Annotated in this window: 19 protein-coding genes; 6 read left to right on the plus strand and 13 right to left on the minus strand. The window is 37.0% G+C overall.

Going from position 1 to position 18,419, the window contains the following annotated elements; genetic code table 11:
* Position 1 precedes the first annotated feature (1 nt).
* From H9632_RS14280 to H9632_RS14300, 5 genes are all read right to left on the minus strand, one after another.
* A complete protein-coding gene (locus tag H9632_RS14280; RefSeq protein ID WP_191704740.1) occupies positions 2–1,042 on the minus strand; it encodes a serine hydrolase domain-containing protein in 1,041 nt (346 codons plus the stop codon).
* Positions 1,043–1,052: 10 nt separating this feature from the next.
* Positions 1,053–1,877 (minus strand): carbohydrate ABC transporter permease, encoded by an 825-nt coding sequence (locus H9632_RS14285; protein ID WP_191704741.1) that lies wholly within the window; start codon positions 1,875–1,877, stop codon positions 1,053–1,055.
* A 14-nt stretch (positions 1,878–1,891) separates the two neighbouring features.
* The gene (locus H9632_RS14290; protein ID WP_191704742.1) at positions 1,892–2,785 is read right to left on the minus strand and encodes a carbohydrate ABC transporter permease; all 894 of its coding nucleotides are present in this window, start codon (positions 2,783–2,785) and stop codon (positions 1,892–1,894) included.
* Positions 2,786–2,881: 96 nt separating this feature from the next.
* A complete protein-coding gene (locus H9632_RS14295; RefSeq protein ID WP_191704743.1) occupies positions 2,882–4,285 on the minus strand; it encodes an ABC transporter substrate-binding protein in 1,404 nt (467 codons plus the stop codon).
* 57 nt (positions 4,286–4,342) lie between these two features.
* Complete coding sequence (locus H9632_RS14300; protein WP_191704744.1) at positions 4,343–5,188, minus strand: MurR/RpiR family transcriptional regulator; 846 nt, start codon at positions 5,186–5,188, stop codon at positions 4,343–4,345.
* 211 nt (positions 5,189–5,399) lie between these two features.
* Between H9632_RS14300 and H9632_RS14305 the strand changes: the two genes are divergently transcribed.
* Positions 5,400–5,975: a metallophosphoesterase family protein gene (locus H9632_RS14305; protein WP_191704745.1), complete on the plus strand. Its 576-nt coding sequence runs from the start codon at positions 5,400–5,402 to the stop codon at positions 5,973–5,975.
* Positions 5,976–6,208: 233 nt separating this feature from the next.
* Here the strand turns inward: H9632_RS14305 and H9632_RS14310 are convergent, their stop codons facing one another.
* The 4 genes from H9632_RS14310 to H9632_RS14325 all read right to left on the minus strand — a co-directional run bounded on the left by H9632_RS14310 (position 6,209) and on the right by H9632_RS14325 (position 9,632).
* The gene (locus tag H9632_RS14310; RefSeq protein WP_191704746.1) at positions 6,209–7,105 is read right to left on the minus strand and encodes a radical SAM/SPASM domain-containing protein; all 897 of its coding nucleotides are present in this window, start codon (positions 7,103–7,105) and stop codon (positions 6,209–6,211) included.
* Between the two features lie 216 nt (positions 7,106–7,321).
* Positions 7,322–7,819 carry a YehS family protein gene (locus H9632_RS14315; protein WP_191704747.1) on the minus strand — a complete coding sequence of 166 codons (498 nt, stop codon included), beginning with the start codon at positions 7,817–7,819 and terminating at the stop codon, positions 7,322–7,324.
* 89 nt (positions 7,820–7,908) lie between these two features.
* On the minus strand, positions 7,909–8,109 hold the full coding sequence (locus tag H9632_RS14320) for a hypothetical protein (RefSeq protein ID WP_191704748.1): 201 nt from the start codon (positions 8,107–8,109) through the stop codon (positions 7,909–7,911).
* A gap of 35 nt (positions 8,110–8,144) precedes the next feature.
* Entirely contained in the window at positions 8,145–9,632 is a 1,488-nt protein-coding gene (locus H9632_RS14325; RefSeq protein WP_191704749.1) for a class I adenylate-forming enzyme family protein, read from the minus strand.
* Positions 9,633–9,856: 224 nt separating this feature from the next.
* On the opposite strand from H9632_RS14325, the gene H9632_RS14330 reads away from it, so the two are divergent.
* Positions 9,857–10,084 (plus strand): DUF1540 domain-containing protein, encoded by a 228-nt coding sequence (locus H9632_RS14330; RefSeq protein WP_191704750.1) that lies wholly within the window; start codon positions 9,857–9,859, stop codon positions 10,082–10,084.
* A 43-nt stretch (positions 10,085–10,127) separates the two neighbouring features.
* On the opposite strand, the gene H9632_RS14335 is transcribed toward H9632_RS14330, so the two are convergent.
* Positions 10,128–10,358: a hypothetical protein gene (locus H9632_RS14335; RefSeq protein WP_191704751.1), complete on the minus strand. Its 231-nt coding sequence runs from the start codon at positions 10,356–10,358 to the stop codon at positions 10,128–10,130.
* A 77-nt stretch (positions 10,359–10,435) separates the two neighbouring features.
* The gene (locus tag H9632_RS14340) at positions 10,436–11,683 is read right to left on the minus strand and encodes an MFS transporter (protein WP_191704791.1); all 1,248 of its coding nucleotides are present in this window, start codon (positions 11,681–11,683) and stop codon (positions 10,436–10,438) included.
* A 294-nt stretch (positions 11,684–11,977) separates the two neighbouring features.
* Here H9632_RS14340 and H9632_RS14345 point away from each other — a divergent pair, with 294 nt between their 5' ends.
* Both H9632_RS14345 and H9632_RS14350 read left to right on the plus strand, forming a co-directional pair.
* On the plus strand, positions 11,978–12,484 hold the full coding sequence (locus tag H9632_RS14345) for a DUF3298 and DUF4163 domain-containing protein (protein WP_191704752.1): 507 nt from the start codon (positions 11,978–11,980) through the stop codon (positions 12,482–12,484).
* 143 nt (positions 12,485–12,627) lie between these two features.
* The gene (locus H9632_RS14350) at positions 12,628–13,269 is read left to right on the plus strand and encodes a cupin domain-containing protein (protein WP_191704753.1); all 642 of its coding nucleotides are present in this window, start codon (positions 12,628–12,630) and stop codon (positions 13,267–13,269) included.
* A gap of 404 nt (positions 13,270–13,673) precedes the next feature.
* Here the strand turns inward: H9632_RS14350 and H9632_RS14355 are convergent, their stop codons facing one another.
* Positions 13,674–15,293, minus strand: a complete 1,620-nt coding sequence (locus tag H9632_RS14355) for a multicopper oxidase family protein (protein ID WP_191704754.1) — start codon at positions 15,291–15,293, stop codon at positions 13,674–13,676.
* Positions 15,294–15,386: 93 nt separating this feature from the next.
* Positions 15,387–16,778, minus strand: a complete 1,392-nt coding sequence (locus tag H9632_RS14360) for a hypothetical protein (protein ID WP_191704755.1) — start codon at positions 16,776–16,778, stop codon at positions 15,387–15,389.
* A gap of 214 nt (positions 16,779–16,992) precedes the next feature.
* On the opposite strand from H9632_RS14360, the gene H9632_RS14365 reads away from it, so the two are divergent.
* On the plus strand, positions 16,993–17,238 hold the full coding sequence (locus H9632_RS14365; protein WP_191704756.1) for a hypothetical protein: 246 nt from the start codon (positions 16,993–16,995) through the stop codon (positions 17,236–17,238).
* Between the two features lie 246 nt (positions 17,239–17,484).
* Positions 17,485–18,369, plus strand: a complete 885-nt coding sequence (locus H9632_RS14370; RefSeq protein WP_191704757.1) for a patatin-like phospholipase family protein — start codon at positions 17,485–17,487, stop codon at positions 18,367–18,369.
* Positions 18,370–18,419 lie beyond the last annotated feature (50 nt).

Consider the following 18,419-nt stretch of genomic DNA (forward strand, 5'->3'; position numbering starts at 1 on the left):
CTCACCTTACCTCTTCATTCTCAAGTGCAACTAAGTTATGAACAATTCTTCTAAACCTTTGAATTTCACAACTTCGTCCAAAATGAACGCGATTTGTTAACAATATAATTACTAATTGCTTCTCATCCGATATCCAAATTGAAGTACCCGTAAACCCTGTATGCCCAAAACCATCTCGTAAATATTGGCCGGAAAATGAAGGCGAAGAATACAATTGCCACCCTAATCCACGCTGTTCCAAATGCTGCTCTGTAAAACTCCGCTTTGCTAATTGCTTAGTATGCTCTTTAAAAATAGAATCGTTATTTTTCATAAAAGATTGAGCAAATCTCGCCAAATCCTCAGCAGTTGAAAATAATCCCGCATGCCCGCTAACTCCACCGAAATGGAGCGCATTTTCATCATGCACATCACCCCATTGATGTTTGTTTAAATAAGGTCGGTATTCAGTTGCCGCTATTTTTCCCCGCAATCGAACAGACGGATTAAATTGGGTATTTTGCATACGAAGCGGTTGAAAAATATTTTTATGGGCATAGTCCTCTAAAGAAATACCCGTAACCTTTTCTATCAGTTTCCCTAATAAAATATAGTTTACATCACTATAGATGACCTGCTGCTCTACATTTTTCCGTCCTGTTTCCTGTGCAATGCGTTCCACAATCTCCTTGTTTGCTATTTGTTCTTTATAAAATTTGATTTCTGCCTGAAATCCGCTTGTATGTGTTAATAAATGTCGAATCCTAACTTCTTCATGCCTCAATATAAGCTCCGGAAAGTAGTAGCTAATAGAATCATCTAAATCAATAAAGCCCTGCTCCAGCAATAATAAAACTGAGCTTGCTGTTGCTGCTACTTTCGTTAATGAAGCACAATCAAAAATCGTATGTTCCGACATCGGGATTTGTTCTTCTATATGTGCCATACCGAATGCCTTACAATAGACTACATCCTTCGCATTTGCCACAACCAATACTGCACCCGGCAGTTCTTTGTTTTGGATTGCTGTTTCAATAAATTGGTCAACTCCTGAAAAAGACATGATCCCCCTCCTATTTGATGGCACCTTCTGTCATACCCTTTACGATATGGCGTTGGAAGAATGAGTAGAAAATGATTACCGGTATGACAGCAATACATAACCCCGCAAATAATACACCCCATGCACTATCGTATTGTGCATCGATTTTCAGTAAGTTCATAGCAACACCTAACGTATTTTTACTTTCCGTTTGAAGTAAAATTAGCGCCATGAAAAATTCGTTCCAATAAGAAATGGCATTTAAAATCGTTACGGTTATAATTCCTGTCTTTATGAGTGGTGTCACAATTTTAAATAGTATGCCATATGGACTCATACCATCAACGACCGCTGCTTCTTCCAGCTCTTTAGGAATATTGCCAATGAATCCAACAAGAATGAAAATCGTAAATGGTACATGTGATATGGCATAAACAAGGGATAACGCCCACAAATTGTCTAGTAAATTAAGCTTCATCAATAGGAAAAATAGAGGAATCCAACCTAAAACAGATGGGATCATCATTGAAGCTAAATAAACATTAATTAGCACTTCACCGAATTTTGACCGCACACGCTCTAACGCATAAGCCGTTGGAATGGATAAAATGATTGTTAAAAATGATCCAAGAACTGTTACAAAAAAACTATTTAAAAATGCACGTCCGATATTATAGTCATTCCATGCGCGCTCAAAATTTGTAAAACTAAAATCAGTAGGAAATGACCAAGGTGACGTGAAGATTTCTGCATTCGATTTAAACGCACCCATAAACATCCATATTAACGGGAAAATTACAATAAATGCCCATAGGATTAACGGGATACGTACTAAAATTTGCGAAACTACTTTCATCTAAATTCCCCCCGTTAATATTCGACTTTTTCTTTTTTCAAAATAAATTGTGACACGAGAACGGTAATGAGCGACACAACTAAGATTAGTACCCCAATCGCTGCACCATAGCCAAATTGGAAATCTTCAAAAGCGCGCTGGTATAAATAGGAGCCCATAACTTCTGAAGCACTTCCCGGTCCGCCCCCCGTCATAACTTGCACAAGTACAAATGAACCGTTAAGAGAGGTAATAATAATATAGAGAATGGATGTTTTAATTTGTGGCCAAACGAGTGGAACCGTAATATGCCAAAATTGTTGCCATTCAGATGCACCATCAATATCTGCCGCTTCATATAAACTTTTCGGCACATTCGATATACCACCCATTATAAGTAGCATAAATAATCCAATCCCTGCCCAAATGGCGGGAATCGCAATACTAGGTAGTACCCATGTTTTATCACCTAACCAAGGCCGGGCCCATTCTGTTAATCCGACTTGATTTAATAAGCTATTTACAATCCCCATATTCGGATCATAAATAAACTGCCATAAAATCCCGATAACTACTACAGACATAATATTAGGAAAGAAAAATACAATCCGGTAAAATGGCGCTTCCTTAATCTTAAGCTGCGTTAATGCCACCGCAAAAAATAGGGCGAGCGTCATGATCCCAATGACTTTTACAAATACAAAGAAAAAGTCATTTATTATCGCCTTTTTAATAATGGAGTCATTCCATAGACGAATATAATTATCTAAGCCAATAAATGTTTTGTTGGCACTTGTTCCGGACCAATCAAAAAATGAGTAATACAAACCACCTAACATAGGGTAAACAGTAAAAATTATAAATAGCAGAAAAGTCGGCAGTAAACAAAATGCTAAAAACAAATATTTACTTTTGGAAGAAAAGGTCATTAATCATTTCTCCTTTCTCTATTATTAAATAAGGTTGCTAAAAAGCTTTTAGCAACCTCATTTCCCGTAGTCACTTCTTTAGAATGTGACCGCTTCTTATTTTCTTAGTTCCTCTGCTTTTTTCACCATCTTATCGACGAATTCTTCAGCAGTAATGTCACCAAGTAGGATATCAATAATTAACAATTTAATTTCATTTGTAATTTCAACCGCTATTTTTTGCAGTTCAGCATCTGGTGTGTAACGTTTGTACGTATGAACAGCACCTGGATTGTTGATCATTTCATTTATATTTTTCAAGAAATCCTGAACATTAGTATTCGAAGACAAATCAATGTCCTTCATGTTCATAATCGCACCTGTTGATTCAGCAAATGCCTGCGCATATTCTTCCGTAAAAATGAATTCTAAAAATGCTTTTGCAGCTTCCGGATTTTGCGATTTTTCAGCAATTGCAATTGTACGAATATCCGGTACAAGCGCTAATGGCTTACCAGGGTCATTCATCGGTGTTGGTGTAAAGCCGAATTCAAAACTGTCAGGCGTATCATTTTTCATTTCATTTGGTAACCAGAAACCTACTGGAATATAAGCATTTTTATGCATTAAAAAGTTCATTTGTGATTGCGTATGATTGTAGGCAGCAAAACCGCTATCGATTACTCCTGCTTTAGCAATTTTTTCAACCTTCTTCAATACTTCAAGCGTTTCAGGTTTTTTCCAAGCCTCTACTACACCATTATTTAAGTCATTTAATAACTCTTCACCGCCTGCTGCAGCAAAAGCCGGATTCAATACGCCACGGTGGAAGTATTGTGTGTGTTGTCCTGTCGTTACAAATGGTGCAATTTTTGTATCGGCTTTAATTTTCTCCATAGAACTGATCCAGCTGTCAAAATCTGTTGGTACTTCCCATCCGTTTTCTTCAAACCACTTCGCGTCAAACCAAGTTCCCCATGTATCGAATACTAATGGTAAACTATAGATTTTCCCGCCATCTACTTCTTCTGCCGGTGAGATAAAGCTATCTAATAAAGCTGTACCATTTTCAAGTTTAATTCCTTTAGCAAATTCACTAATATCCATTAACTGACCTTCAGCGATCATTTGTGTTTCACTAGCTCCAGCACCATCGATATATACGACATCAGGTGGTGTTTCCGAAATCCAGCGTGTGTTCATCTCTGTATTAATGTTCGGACCTGCATGTTCAACAATTTTTAAATCCGGATGCTGTTTTTGGAAGTCACCTATAACTTGCTTCCACCATCCGTCACCATAGCCTCCAACAAAATATTGAATTTCCAGTGTGCCTGACAAACCATCCCCTGTATTTTCTGTAGTAGTATTATCCGATGGAGTCGTTGATTGTTCTGTATTGCCGTTTCCTTCAGTGCCGCTGTTTGATTCCTCGTCATTCGAACATGCGACGAGCAATAACATTAAACTCATTAATGCTACTAAAAACCAAGTCTGCTTTCTCTCTTTGATAACAAACATACATTACACCCCTTCATTTTCATTATGTTAACTATATGAATATAGTCAGCACCAATATTAACGAGAAAAACCCTTAATTACCTCGAGTGTTCGATTTAACGCAACAATCGATTTTTCATAGTTTAACGTGGCAATTCCTGTATATAAAATATCAATTAATGTCAGTTGTGCGATGCGTGATGCGGTTGCCGAGCTACGAATATCTGCTTCATTAGAAACAACGTATAGAGCATAGTCTGCAAAGCTTTGTATTGTATTTCGTTTATTTTGTGTCATTGTAATAACTGTTGCTTTATTCTCTTTTGCAACTGTAAGCGCATTAATAATTTCCTTCGTTTCCCCTGAGTACGAGATGGCGAAAACAACATCCTCGCACGTTGCATGTGTTGCTGCAATAAGCTGCCCATGACTATCAAATATTGTTTCGCAGTTTTTATTTATCCGCTTCAACTTATGTTCGAAATCCTGCGCAACGATCGCTGAAGCCCCGATGCCAATAAAGCTTATCTTTCTCGCGTTATTTATTTGATGAATAATTTTTTCCAATTCTCTTTCGTCATTAATCATTAGCGTTCGTTGGATTGCATCGATATTATGCATTTCAATCGTCTGTATCATTTGCATAATCGTGGAATCTTTTTCTAGTTCAAAATTGTGGTTTTGTTGGATTTCAAGAGTAGATGCTGTTGCAATACTTAGTTTTAAATCTTTAAATCCTGAAAAGTTCAATGCTCTACACATCCGTACAATTGTTGCTTCACTTGTTTTAGCTTTTTCAGCAAGCGTAGCAATCGGCATACGTATGATATCCTCTAAATGACTTAAAATATATAAAGCTACATTTCTTTCAGCAGGTTTCAGCAATTCCATCCCCGAACGTATTCTCTCAATACTATTTTCCAAATCCACTACCTACTCTCATACAAAATGTTGTAAAACTCCTTCTTTTATGTAAAATATATGAAATTTAACTTCATAATAAAACCTATATTGCTAGTCGTCAAGATTTTATTTAAATTTTCTGAAAATAAATAGGGGTAAATGTTTTATTTTATCGATTTATTGACTATTGCTATAATATTGTAGAAATTCAATTATACGGTGGTGATTCTTTATGAAGTATGCGATTTTGAGTGACTTACATTCGCATTATAAAAATACAAAAAAGGTGTTAAATCATATACAGCAAGTGGCGCCCAATGCAGAGATTATTGGCTTAGGGGATTTATTTGAGTGTAAAATCGGCAAGAAAAAAGCGAAAGTGATTCGTCATGCAAGGTTAAAAGATGCAGCGATAATTGATGATAGGTTTATGCGCCTCTTAACATTTCCTTCAATTATCGGCAACCAGGAAGAACGCATTGCGCTTGTAACAGGGGATGAGCGTTTTCTGCAATATGAAAATGCCCTTGAAATTGAGCATGCAACGTTAATTCACGGTCACCAAATAGTGTGGGATAAAACATTTAATCCTACATTTCCTCAGATTGAAACGCCGTTACTATTTTTTGGTCATAGTCATGAGGCGGCGATATACAATAACGGGAAGAGACAACCTGTACCATATGACATTCCATTGTCAGTTAGACATAGGAGTTACCAAATAAATGTCGGTCCCGTTGTAGAAAATAAGGAGTGGTGCTTATACGACAGTCAAGCAATGACGGTTACATTTATGCAGGCACAATAGGAAAAAGCTCAGAATCCATATAAAACGGGTTGTTCAAATTTTACTTTGAACAACCCGTCGTTAATACACATTATGATCTTACATAAGGAGCTTTTACTTCGATTAGAATTTGCTGTAAGTTTTTTTACAATATCATAAACTCGCTTACGATCTATTCTTCAGTGAAATCTGTAAATTTATCACTATAATTATACTATATTTACATTTCTGTCATCAGGTTTAAAATTAGTATTTTATATGTCCGGTAACTCGGAATCCATTCCAAACTTTTGACGGAAACCACATTTTTTACATAGCTCTTCAATAGCTTCTCGGCGAGAAAAGCCATCCACTAAATTTTGTGCACGTTCAGTGTTGATAATATCCCCAAATTGCTGATTATGGACATTGCCTAAATTAATCACACCCTCGCCATCTAAACAGCAAGGAACGACAGAGCCATCCACTAAAATAGCTGCATGTGTACGCAATGCATGGCAGAACCCTTTCCCTTCATCTGCTTTTTCAAGCAAGCTTGGCCAGCGGAATTCATGATCTTGGTTTAAATAAATATTTTTTGCTATTTTTAAACCTTTGCCCATTTCTACCCGCTCTTGAATCTCAAAGTCTAATCCGTATTCATTTTCTAAAACTTCAAGTGTTTCACGGTTTCTACGGTTTGCCAGCTCTGAAACATTGTTTCGCTGTAAATTCCATAATCGGTACGAAATAATAACATTATGCTCTCGTACATCACGCACAAACTCCAAAATATCACCTAAATATTTTTCCCGGTTTTCAGAACCTTCATGTCCATCAAAGCTGTGAAGAGAAAAATTAATTTGTCTAAGTGCTGGCTTACCTAATAGTTTATCGCGGTTCTTTTTAATCAAAGTTCCGTTTGTCGTAATATTGACTTTAAAGCCTTTTTCATGGGCAATGTCGAGTAATTGACCAATTCGCGGGTGCAGTAAAGGCTCCCCTTTAACGTGCAAATAAATATATTTTGTATAGCCACTAATTTCATCTAGAATATGAGCAAATTGCTCTACCTTTATTAGACCTTTTGCTCGCTCTGTAGGTGGACAAAAGCTACAAGCTAAATTACAAACGCTTGTAATTTCGATATACACTTTCTTAAAAGTTTTCAACGCTCGTTCACCATTCCTCTTATCAATTATGATCTGCCTTTATCTTCTTCCTTATGTTTTTGTACGTCTACACTCAGAAGTAAAGTAAAGCAATACATTTCATTGTATCAAACTTCAAACATAAATAGATAGTTGATGTTTTATCTCATACTTCAATTTTCCTCTACAAATGAAAAACTGCCTAGAAAGTATTCACCTTCTAAACAGTTTATAATTTTATCCTCGATTACGAATGGACAAGCCTTTTAAAAACTTGCGCGCAAAGTTATCTCCGCACTCTTTATAATTTCGGTGACCCGGTTTACGCATAATTGCACCGAGTTCGCCTTTCGAAACAGCGATACCACCTTCATCCAGAATATCCAGCATATCTTCGGTTGTAAGCTGGCACGCTACCTTTAGTTTTTTTAAGATCATATTGTTCACATGATCTGGTTTTTCTTGTACTGGCACTGCTTGTCCTTCTTTTTTAGGCATAGGACCGCGCTTATACGTAATTAGACCATTGAAAAAGGCCTCTAAATTTTTATTGTTTACTTTCATTTGATCGTAATCAACTGGTACTTCAGCCTCTTTTTCCAAAGACTTCGTTAAAATTTTCGGCATTTCTTCTGGTGTAATCTTCACTCCGCCTAACTTAAATATCTCAATCATTTCTCTATTTTTAAAATCCAACGCGTAACGCACACGGATTAAAATATCATTATTATCCATAACTGCCTCCATAATATTTTGCTAACACCTATTATAACAGACAGAGGGGCACAGTTGTTAGTTGGACTGCTTAAATAGAAGGCTAGTTTTTATAGATGATCCGTTTCTCTACTTTCATCAATTGCTTGCTGTACCGCTTTATCGTTATCGGGGTTACCAAGAGGTCCGGACTCGTTCGTATTTTTTAGATTTTCACGAAGGCGACGACCATACTCATCATCTGCTTCTTCTGCATAACGGATCATCGTTTCCTGAATAACAGGTGCACACTTCGCTAAATCTGCTCCCACTTTTTTACGTTCCAATCAGTTAAAAGCATATCGCTTTAGGTCGTTTGCTTCGGGCGCAACGTATGCTTCAACACTTTCCCAGAAGCATTCCGTGGCAGTTCCCCTATAAAATCTACTTCGTAAGGTACTTTATATTTTGCAAGTTGAGTTGCGCAATATTCAATTACTTGTTGCTCTGTTAACTGTTTATCGGGCTTTGTCACGACATACGCTTTCGCAACTTCACCATATACATCATGTGGAACCCCAACGACTGCTGCTTCTAAAATTTCAGGAATCTGATAAAGTACTTCTTCTACTTCAATCGGATATATATTTTCACCGCCACGAATAATCATATCCTTTTTACGATCCACAATATATAAATAGCCTTCGTCATCAAAACGACCTAAATCACCTGAATGAAGCCAGCCATTTTGAATCGTATTTGCTGTTTCCTCCGGTGCAAACAAGTAACCCTTCATGACTTGCGGTCCCTTCACACAAATTTCCCCTACCTCACCTATAGGTACGATTTCACCGTTGGAATTTAGCAATTGAATTTCTGTACGAGCAAGCGGCTTTCCTACTGACCCAATTTTAATCAGTGCCGCTTCATCTAACAATGAACACGCTGCAGGTGTATTTTCGGTTTGACCGTATAAGTTTTGTACTTTTACATTTGGAAACGTATCCTTTAAACGCTTCACTAGTTCATACGGCATCGGGGCTGCACCATAACAAAACAATCGTAAATGCTCAAAATTATATGCAGCAAGCTCTGGCTTATTTAATAAAATCGTATACATAGCCGGCACACCGAAGAAAATTGTAGTCTCTGTTTCTACAAGTTTTTTTAAAGTTTTATCCGGTGAGAATGCCTCGTCAATTATAACTGTCCCGCCCTTTAAAATTGTCGGTACAGCAAAGACATGACTGCCTGCACAGTGGAATAACGGTGTGCAAATAAACATGCGATCCTGTTCATTCATCTCCATGGACTCCGACCAGATTTCTGCTGTTTCGAATACATTCCGATGACTCAGCATTACACCTTTAGGTTTTCCCGTAGTACCTGATGTGTACATGACAACAGATGTCTCTTCCAAATCCATTGTTGGTAATTCCTGTGTTTCCATTTGCGTATCAATAATCGCTTGAATTTTTTCTAGTGTTAGTACTTCGTCAAAACCAGTCAGAGGAAAGTCAATTGTCCCTTGTAATTTTTCATCATAAATGAGTACTTTTGCTTTTGAATGTTTAAAAATATACTCCACTTCAGGTGAAGCCAATTTCGTATTAACTGGCATTACCGTAAGCCCTGCAAGTTGTACACCGTAATAAATCGCCATAAACAGATTGGAATTAAGCGTAAACTGTGCAACAATATCATCTTTTTTATAGCCCTTCTTTACGAGGTAATGCGCAATTTTTAATGATTTTTCATAAAGTTCTTTATAAGTCCAAGATTCATCATGAAACATAATAGCTTTAGCTTCCGGTGTCTTTATAGATTGCTCAAATAATGATTTTGTAATCGCCATCCCATCGCTCCTTATCAAAAAAACATGTATTTTCTTGATTTTAACAATTTTTTCTATTTAAATACAGTTTTTCATTCACAAAAAACATTTGGCTAAAAGTAGCTTATTTCATTGAACATAAAAGAAGTGCAATTGGACAAATTAAATATTGAGGAATATAAAAGGATATTATAGTAAATACTCTTTTTATACTTTTTCAAAAAAAATTAATAAGGAGGATATTTATGCCAACATTAGAGGTGAAATGTACTGTATCCAACTGTTTTTTCCATGCAAAGGGGAATTTTTGTGGAGCCGAAAAAATAGAAATCAATATGGATAAAGCCAGTAAGAATGAGAATACCGAGTTTGCTTCTGATTTTGACTTTGATAAACGAGAGAAAGCAAAGAATTCAAATGAAACATGCTGTCAAACATTCATTTCTAAAAAAGATGCATCAAAACACTCCTAATTTTTTAGGAAGCTGTCAACACGACAGCTTCCTTTTTAAAGTGTTAATGCGGGCCATTACGATCTAACCCAGGAACTTCATTTAATTTATATGCATTGCTATCTACTTCCAAATTTTCACTTAATGGCTTAAGTGGGACTTCATATACCGTTTGAATCTCTTTCTTTTGAGCAAGCAAAGCAAGTGCATCATTATAAGAAAGACCGGATGCTGCATTTAACCGCTTTACTTCTTCAATATCGGTGCCTGCCTCTGTATATTTTTTCTCGTCCATAAATCCACCTCCTCCTACTTTAGGATGCGCGAGGAAATAGGGTTTATGTGAACGAGATGAAATCATATAGTAATACACTAATCAGTAGCTTGCATTTCCCTAAAAAGGAACATTCCACCTAAACCAATTACTGAAAAAACAACAGGAATAATAAATCCATAGTAGTAAGCATTTTGTAACACTCCGGAACTACCTTGAACGTAATCTAATATTGTCCCTAAAAAAATCGGTAATAACACAGCACTTAAGAAACCACCTGTGTTCGCAAAGCCCGATACAATACCAGATTCTTCGAGCGGGAAAGAGCGACGAACTGCTGCAAACGTTAATGCACTTGCCCCGTATCCAAAACCGATTAGAAAGAAAAGTATAATTACCCACCAAATCGATGGATATCCTTTAAATAATAAAAAAGTAATCCAACTTGATAAGACGATTAGATGAACGGTAATATAAGGTTTTTTAATAGTATCGAACATGCTCGCAATCCAACTCATTAAAGGTGCACCTAAAATTGCACCAACAAGACCGACCATAATTAGCTGACTTGCCTCAGAACGAGTCATTCCATACATATCCATACCAAAAGGTACTGCCCATGAACTGATAAAACCGACATAACCGCCAACTACTCCAAAATGGCAGAAAAATAAAGCCCATGCCTGACGATTGGAAAAAATTCTTTTTACTATTATTCCTGTTCGTTCACGAAGTACTTGCTCTTTTTCTACGACTGGTTTTATAAAAGTCTGTTTTGGGTTTTTAATAAGGACGATATAAAGAAGTAAGCCACATAAACATACGATGGCCCCTAACGAGAAAAAGGCCCCTCTCCACCCAAGTAGTTGTATCCATGCAGAAAACGGAACAGTAGCTAACAAAAAACCTAAACTACCTGTCATACCGGCAAAACCTACTAGTCGAACAAATTCCTTTTTATGAAACCACTGCCCTAATATAAGCATCATATTTACCCAAATAGTCGCGTCGCCTAATCCAGTTAAAATGCGTGATAGAAACAGTACATATTCATGTGTTCCAACACTGTAAAAAATCGTTCCAATACCTGTTATAACTGCTCCCAAAATAAGAAAGAAATTCGGTCCAAAACGATCAGCTAATATTCCCATCGGAATTTGTAAGCTTGTATAAACAAAAAATTGCACACCTGTTATAAATCCGATAGTCGTAGCGGTAATACTAAAATCGTTCATTAACTGATCCGTAATCAATCCTGGTGCGGTTCTTTGACTTGCCATAAGCAAATACGTAAGCAATACCGAAGCAAATACAATCCATCTGTACTTACTATTTTGTTTATCCAGTAGCCTCTACTCCTTTGATAAATAGCGTAAAACCCTTTTCTGACTCATTTTATGATTGGACTTAATGTAATATCTTTTTAGTTGCAGACATTTTCATAAAGTATTTAGCTTTACATATAAATAACAATATATAGGTTGTGGTTTCCAGGTTGGAGAAAAAATCATAAAGGGAGTGCAAACATTCTACAAATAGGTCCTTTGCCTATAAGTACGCTTCGTTTGGATTGTGGCAAAAACCAGGTAGTGTATTATCCGTATGTATTTTTTACTGAGAATAATTTTTGGGAAAATAAAATGAACGAGGCAATTAAAGAACAAGTGAAAAAGCTGATTTCTGAACAAGTTGGTGATATGCCGACAACAGTAGAAGAAATGCTAGGTCTTTATGAAATAAAAAACAATCAGCGACAAATATTAAGCTTATCGCTTTCCAATTATACGTATCATCAAAAGGCTGCTCACGGAATGACCTATATCAAATCATTGAACTTTGATTTAGAAAAACAGAAGATTTGTAAGTTAGAGGATTTATTTATCCCTGGCAGTGACTATATCAAACGGATTTCCAGTCTTGTAAATATTCAAATTCACGAGCGGGATATTCCCCTGCTGGATGATTTTACCGGTATTCAACCAAACCAGGATTTTTATATAGCGGATAAAACACTAGTAATCTATTTCCAGCTATACGAAATTACCCCCTATTACGTAGGCTTGCCGATGTTTCCGATTTCTGTTTTTGATTTAACCGATATTATTGATGAATCAAGTCCTCTAAGTAGGATGGCTGTTAATAATTGATATTTAATATAACTTGTATGCCTCTCATTTCTAGTGAGAGGCATATGGCTTTTTAGGCACCTTTTTAAGTACACCAAAAGAGGTAAATAAGCATAATATAACTAGAAATCCAGTTTTAAACTTATATACGAGGTGAAGAAAGAATGGCGTCATCTATAGATTACACATCTCCATCTACTCAATTCGCTTTTGACATAAATAAAAGCACATTATTTAAAAAAGACCATCAGAACTTTATAAACGTATTAGGTGTACAACAGTTAAATACATTGGATAATGTGTCCTTGCTGGATATATATTTAAGTGCCAATAATATAATTGAACCGCATTATCATCAAAATGCAGCAGAGCTCATTTATTGTATTTCTGGTGCTGTTACCGTATCTATCTTAAATCCTTTCACAAAACAGCTTCTCCATTATCCGCTTACACCCGGACAAGTGGCGAATGTTCCACAAGGTTGGTGGCATTATGAAGTAGCTACTGTTGATGACACGCATCTTTTAGCAATTTTTAATGCACCGACTCCTGAAGTAATATTAGGATCTGATTTATTAAAATTAACTCCACCCAATATCTTATCTAAAACTTATTGCATCAATGAAAATGAATGGAACCAAGCCATCAGTCCTGTGAAACCAAATACCTTTATAGGACCCTATACGGATTGCTCTAAAGAGACGCAACAAATATTCCCTCAATATTTATATCCCCAGTATCATTGCTCACAATGTGCGCCCCATAGCCAACAAATGCCTTATGTATATCAAAACTGGCATTATTGAAATCGCCACTCTTTAACGAAGCTTCCCGCAATGAAAATACTTAAAAAGGATGATGTATATCATGAGATGTTCTGATGAACAATTGGATATTAATCGCTGGGAGAATGACGGCGGAAAAAGTGTTAGTACTCTAATAAAGTTATAAACAATATTTAGGAGACTGGGACATAACCCAAAAATGCCATTCTTCTCCCTGAGAAAAATGGCATTTTTTTGCTGGCGTAAAAATTGCTTTCCATTCCGGGATGCTTTCCGCGGGCACGGCCTGAGCCTGTAGTCTCAGGCGTCGTGCTGTTCCCGCAGGAGTCGCCCTCCATTCCAATCAATTTCATAAAATATCGTTTCTTAATAAGGGTCTTTTCCTTATCCTATGAAATTACTATTTCTGTCCTATCCTCACTCTTTTAATGATCGTTAATATGAGGAGGTGTTACGGGATGTGCGTCTTTAATGACACGAATCGGGCGCATCATATCATGATCTTCATGCTCTAAAAAATGACAATGCCATATATAATCCCCCGTATGCTCCTTCCAGTGCATAATAATTTTTGTTACTTTTCCTATATCTGCTTTTACAGTATCTTTCCAGCCTCGTTCATATTCATGCGGTTCTTCCGGAGGCCCTGTAAATTGCAATTTCCCCTCTGCTACATAAAGATCTACATTAAAAGGTCTACGTTCAAGTATTTTAAATTGCACTAGATGAACATGAATCGGGTGATGGACTGCTGTAGTATTGATAAAGTTCCAAACTTCAATACTATCTAAAGCTGGTTTTTCTGTTGCGGGATCATGATACATTTTATCGCCCAATAACAACATAAGTCTGCCATAACGGTCTAACGTACTTGTTAAAGGAAGATCCCGGACCGTATGTGCATGATGCTCATGCAAATCCATTGCAGGTTCCAATAATGTCGGGATTTGACTTGTATCCTCACCCTTTAATGGCAAGTTTACATTAAATTTCATAATAACGTTCGTATGATCATCAGCAAATTCATCGTCATCATTCATTAAAATTATCTCTTCATTGGCAAAATTACTAAAATCAATAATAACATCTACCCGTTCTGCTGGGTTTAATTCAACTGAACCAATATCTACAGTGGCAGCTAAAAACCCACCATCTGTTCCGATTTGGCTTATTTTCTCATCATTGGAGAGACGCAAGTTATAGCTTCTCCGGTTTGAACCATTCAGTATGCGGAAGCGATACTTTCTTGGCTCAACATTTAATAAAGGCCATACCTTTCCATTAACGAGTATCGTATTACCGACATAGCCTAACGTGACAGTCGGGTTTGGCAATGGAAGCTGGTCAGGAACGGGAAGGGGAAATGGTGGATCTAGTTCTGTAGGGTAAAAAATAGAACCATCTTCATTGAAAGATTTATCCTGAATGAGTAAAGGAATTTCGTAATTCCCCTTTGGCAGTTGTAGACGTTCTTCCGAGGAATCACGAAGCAAATAAAAACCAGCAAGACCCGCAACGACATTCAATCGAGTAAGCCCCATTGCATGGTCATGATACCACAATGTTGTACCAGGCTGGTGGTTTGTATATTCGTGTACTTCCTGTTTAAAGGTTGGACCTGTAGCTGCGTAATTTTTCGTATACCATGCCTCAGGGTGACCGTCGCTTGCAGAAGCAACATTCGCTCCATGCAAATGAACAACGGTCCGTACTTCGGCGGAATTGTTTACGCCATGCAAACTATAGTCAATCGGCAAGAAATGTTTTTCCGGAAGTCTATTCAAATATTTCACATATGTCGTGTAGTCTTTTTTCGCTTCAATCGTCGGCCCCGGAACAATGCCATCATATCCCCACACCTCGGTAAAAGGAAAGTTTTTGTGGAATCGATGCTTTGACTTTAGCATTTGTATTTCATAATAGGAATTTGCCGGATAATTTTTATTTGCTCTCGGTCTTGCAGTAGGCGGTTTTACTAATTTATCTATAAATTTGGGTATTGTATTTGGATCAGCTGGGTTAACAGGCTGTTCACTAAAATTCAAAATATACCATCCTTCTTTACTAATTTCATATAGTTTATTCTTCACTTCATTTAGGCGTTCCTTCAATATCCGTTTTCATAAGCTTCAGGCAAATTAAATAATAAACATCGCCACAATTGTCGTAACAATTAACCCCACTACTACAGGTACAAGATTTCGGCGAGCGAGCTCAAATGGGCTAACGTTACAAATTGCCGCTGCAGGAATAAGCGCCCAAGGAACTAGTGTACCGCCACCTACCCAAATAGCTGCAATTTGTCCAAGTGCCGTCAAAGTTGCAGTTCCTTCACCAATCGCCGTACCAAATAAACTTCCGATTGACCCTACAAGTGAAATCCCTGAAAACCCTGAACCATCGAGCCCCGTAATTGCCCCTACCCCTGTCAAAGTAATAGCAGCAATTTCTGTAGTTAATGGGACAATTGCCGCTAACCCCATACCCAAATCATTGACTATGCCATGTGAGGATTCGGGTAAGTGATCTCCTATAATTGTAAGAAATCCTGCATCCCCTAAATAGAAAAATGCCGCAATTGGGATTACCGGACCAAATACTTTAAATCCAAACTGAAACCCTTTAATAAAATATTCGGTCGTTTGATCGAGCCCTTTCTTTCTGTAGGCTACAACACAAAGAAGGAGCAATATAAATACAGAAGTTCCTCCCACTAAAGCAGTCGCATCTCCGCCTTGTAGATTAAAAAGAGACATTGCCACAACGTCGAGTAAAAATGCAACCGGAATTAAAAGGGCAAAGATTTTTTTCTGTCTCATCGACAGTAAATTATCAGGTTTTTCCTGTTCTGTGCTGTTATCATACGTTCCTACCAATGGAATATTTCCTCGTTTCATATCCCGTTTTAAAAGATAGAACGCCACTGCAGTCGTCACAACACCCATTGTTATAACAAGTGGGATACTCGCCGTGACCACATCTCCTACCGGAATTCCTGCTGCATCGGCAGTCAATTTCGGTGCACCTTGGATAATGAAATCACTGGACAGCGCAATACCATGACCGAATAAGTTCATCGCCATTGCCACCCCAAGTGCTGGAAGTCCAGCTCGGATAGCTACCGGTAACAGAACGGCTCCGAGGAGGGCAACAGCGGGTGAAGGCCAGAAAAACCATGAAATGACCATCATTAATATACCTATAGTCCAAAACCCAAGTGTCGGATTTTTTATAATTTTTGTAAATGGTGCGATCATTACTTCATTAATACCTGTTTTTGTAAGCACCCGACTCATCGCTACGATAATAGAAATAATTAAAATAGTAGATAAAAGTTCTGTAATCGCATAAATAAAGCTGTTAAAAACCCCGCTAATAGAAGAAATGAATTCTCCTGTTGCGACGAATGCGATAACGAATATTCCTAAAATACTAATTAGTGAAGTATCGAGTCGCTTTACCATGAAAATAATAATAAGAGCTATAAATGCTACATAAATCCAGTGGAGAGCTGTTAATTCAATTCCCATACTCTTCCTCTTTTCTTTTTTATATAGCATATGGAGTGAAAAGATTAGTGGTGAGCGCCTATTATAATAAATATTTTTCGGTAAATTGAGCATTCGCCTAACTTCTTTTCATATGGATAAAAGTTAGCAATTATAAATAGTTACGACATGTTTATTAGTGAACTAAAAAGTGCCATATTACATAAATAGGAATGATCCAAAAAGGAGGATGCATATGGCAGTCTGTCCGTTATGCAATGGTTTACATGAAGTGGAGAAATATTGTCGAACATGCCATATTCTATTAAATGATGAAGGAAAGGTATCCGATTATTTAGATCCATACGGACATTACAATGATGAAGAAACCATTAAAATGGGTGATGGCTATCCATATACTACAGCAAATGAAATTTGTCCACACTTATTAACTTGTAACGAATGCGGATATGATCAAGTGATTTTTATTCAACAGCAATAAATCATTATAAATAAGGTTGTTCGAAGTATATTTTCGAACAGCCTTTTCATTTTCATAAAAACTTGAAACCCAATTATACTTTCCTTATCTGTTAGCCAATATAATCAATTCCACTTAGCTATATGTTGATAAACCCACTTTCGTTTTATTATCATATAATGTGTTATAAACCTTCACTTGAAGCGTTGTTCCATAATTTTTAAATTATCAATTCGACCTCTAACATAAACAGGAAAGGGAGAGTAAATGATTGTTGACGGGGTATTTTCCGGTGGTGGTATTAAAGGATTTGCATATGTAGGAGCGATTCAGGCACTAGAAGAAAAAGGCATAAAGTTTGAAAGGGTAGCTGGTACGAGCGCGGGTGCTATTTTAGCAACATTTATCGCAGCAGGATTTAATGCACAAGAACTTGAAGTGATTTTTGATGAACTAAATTTAAAAGTATTGCTAGATCCTCCAAAAATGACGCGAGAATTCCCGTTTTTAAAGTGGCTCAACTTATATAAACGGTTCGGCTTGTATAAAGGAAGGGCTTTGGAAAATTGGTTTCTCGAAAAACTAGCGACAAAAGGGATTTATACATTTGGTGACTTACCAAAAGATTCATTAAAACTCGTTGCTTCCGATTTAACAAACGGGAAGATGATTGTGTTGCCTGATGATCTGCATCATTACAACATAGATGGCAGCACATTTCCGATTTCTCGGGCATTACGGATGAGTTGCGGTCTTCCCTTTTTCTTTGAACCGGTTTATTTAAAAAACGGAAAAAGCGAATCTGTAATTGTAGATGGCGGCGTTTTAAGTAATTTCCCTCTGTGGATTTATGATAACGGTCACAAAAAGCGCCCAGTTCTCGGAATGAAGCTAAGCAGTTCAAGCGAGGATAGAGCACCGCATGAAATTAACAACGCAATTCAATTATTTGAAGCGTTATTTACTACAATGCAAAATGCTCATGATAACCGTTATATTGCCCGAAAACATGTGAAAAATATTATCTTTATTCCTGTTGAAGATTATAGTACAACTCAATTTGATTTGGATGAAAAAACAAAAAATAAATTAATTAGCATCGGTAAAGAGAGGACAATACAATTTTTAAAATCATGGTCGCCAGTTTGGTAAATATATTTTTAATGTAAAAAAGGTGAAATCCAATGATGCGATTTCACCTT

Source organism: Solibacillus merdavium, assembly GCF_014836935.1.
GTDB classification, from domain to species: domain Bacteria; phylum Bacillota; class Bacilli; order Bacillales_A; family Planococcaceae; genus Solibacillus; species Solibacillus ferritrahens.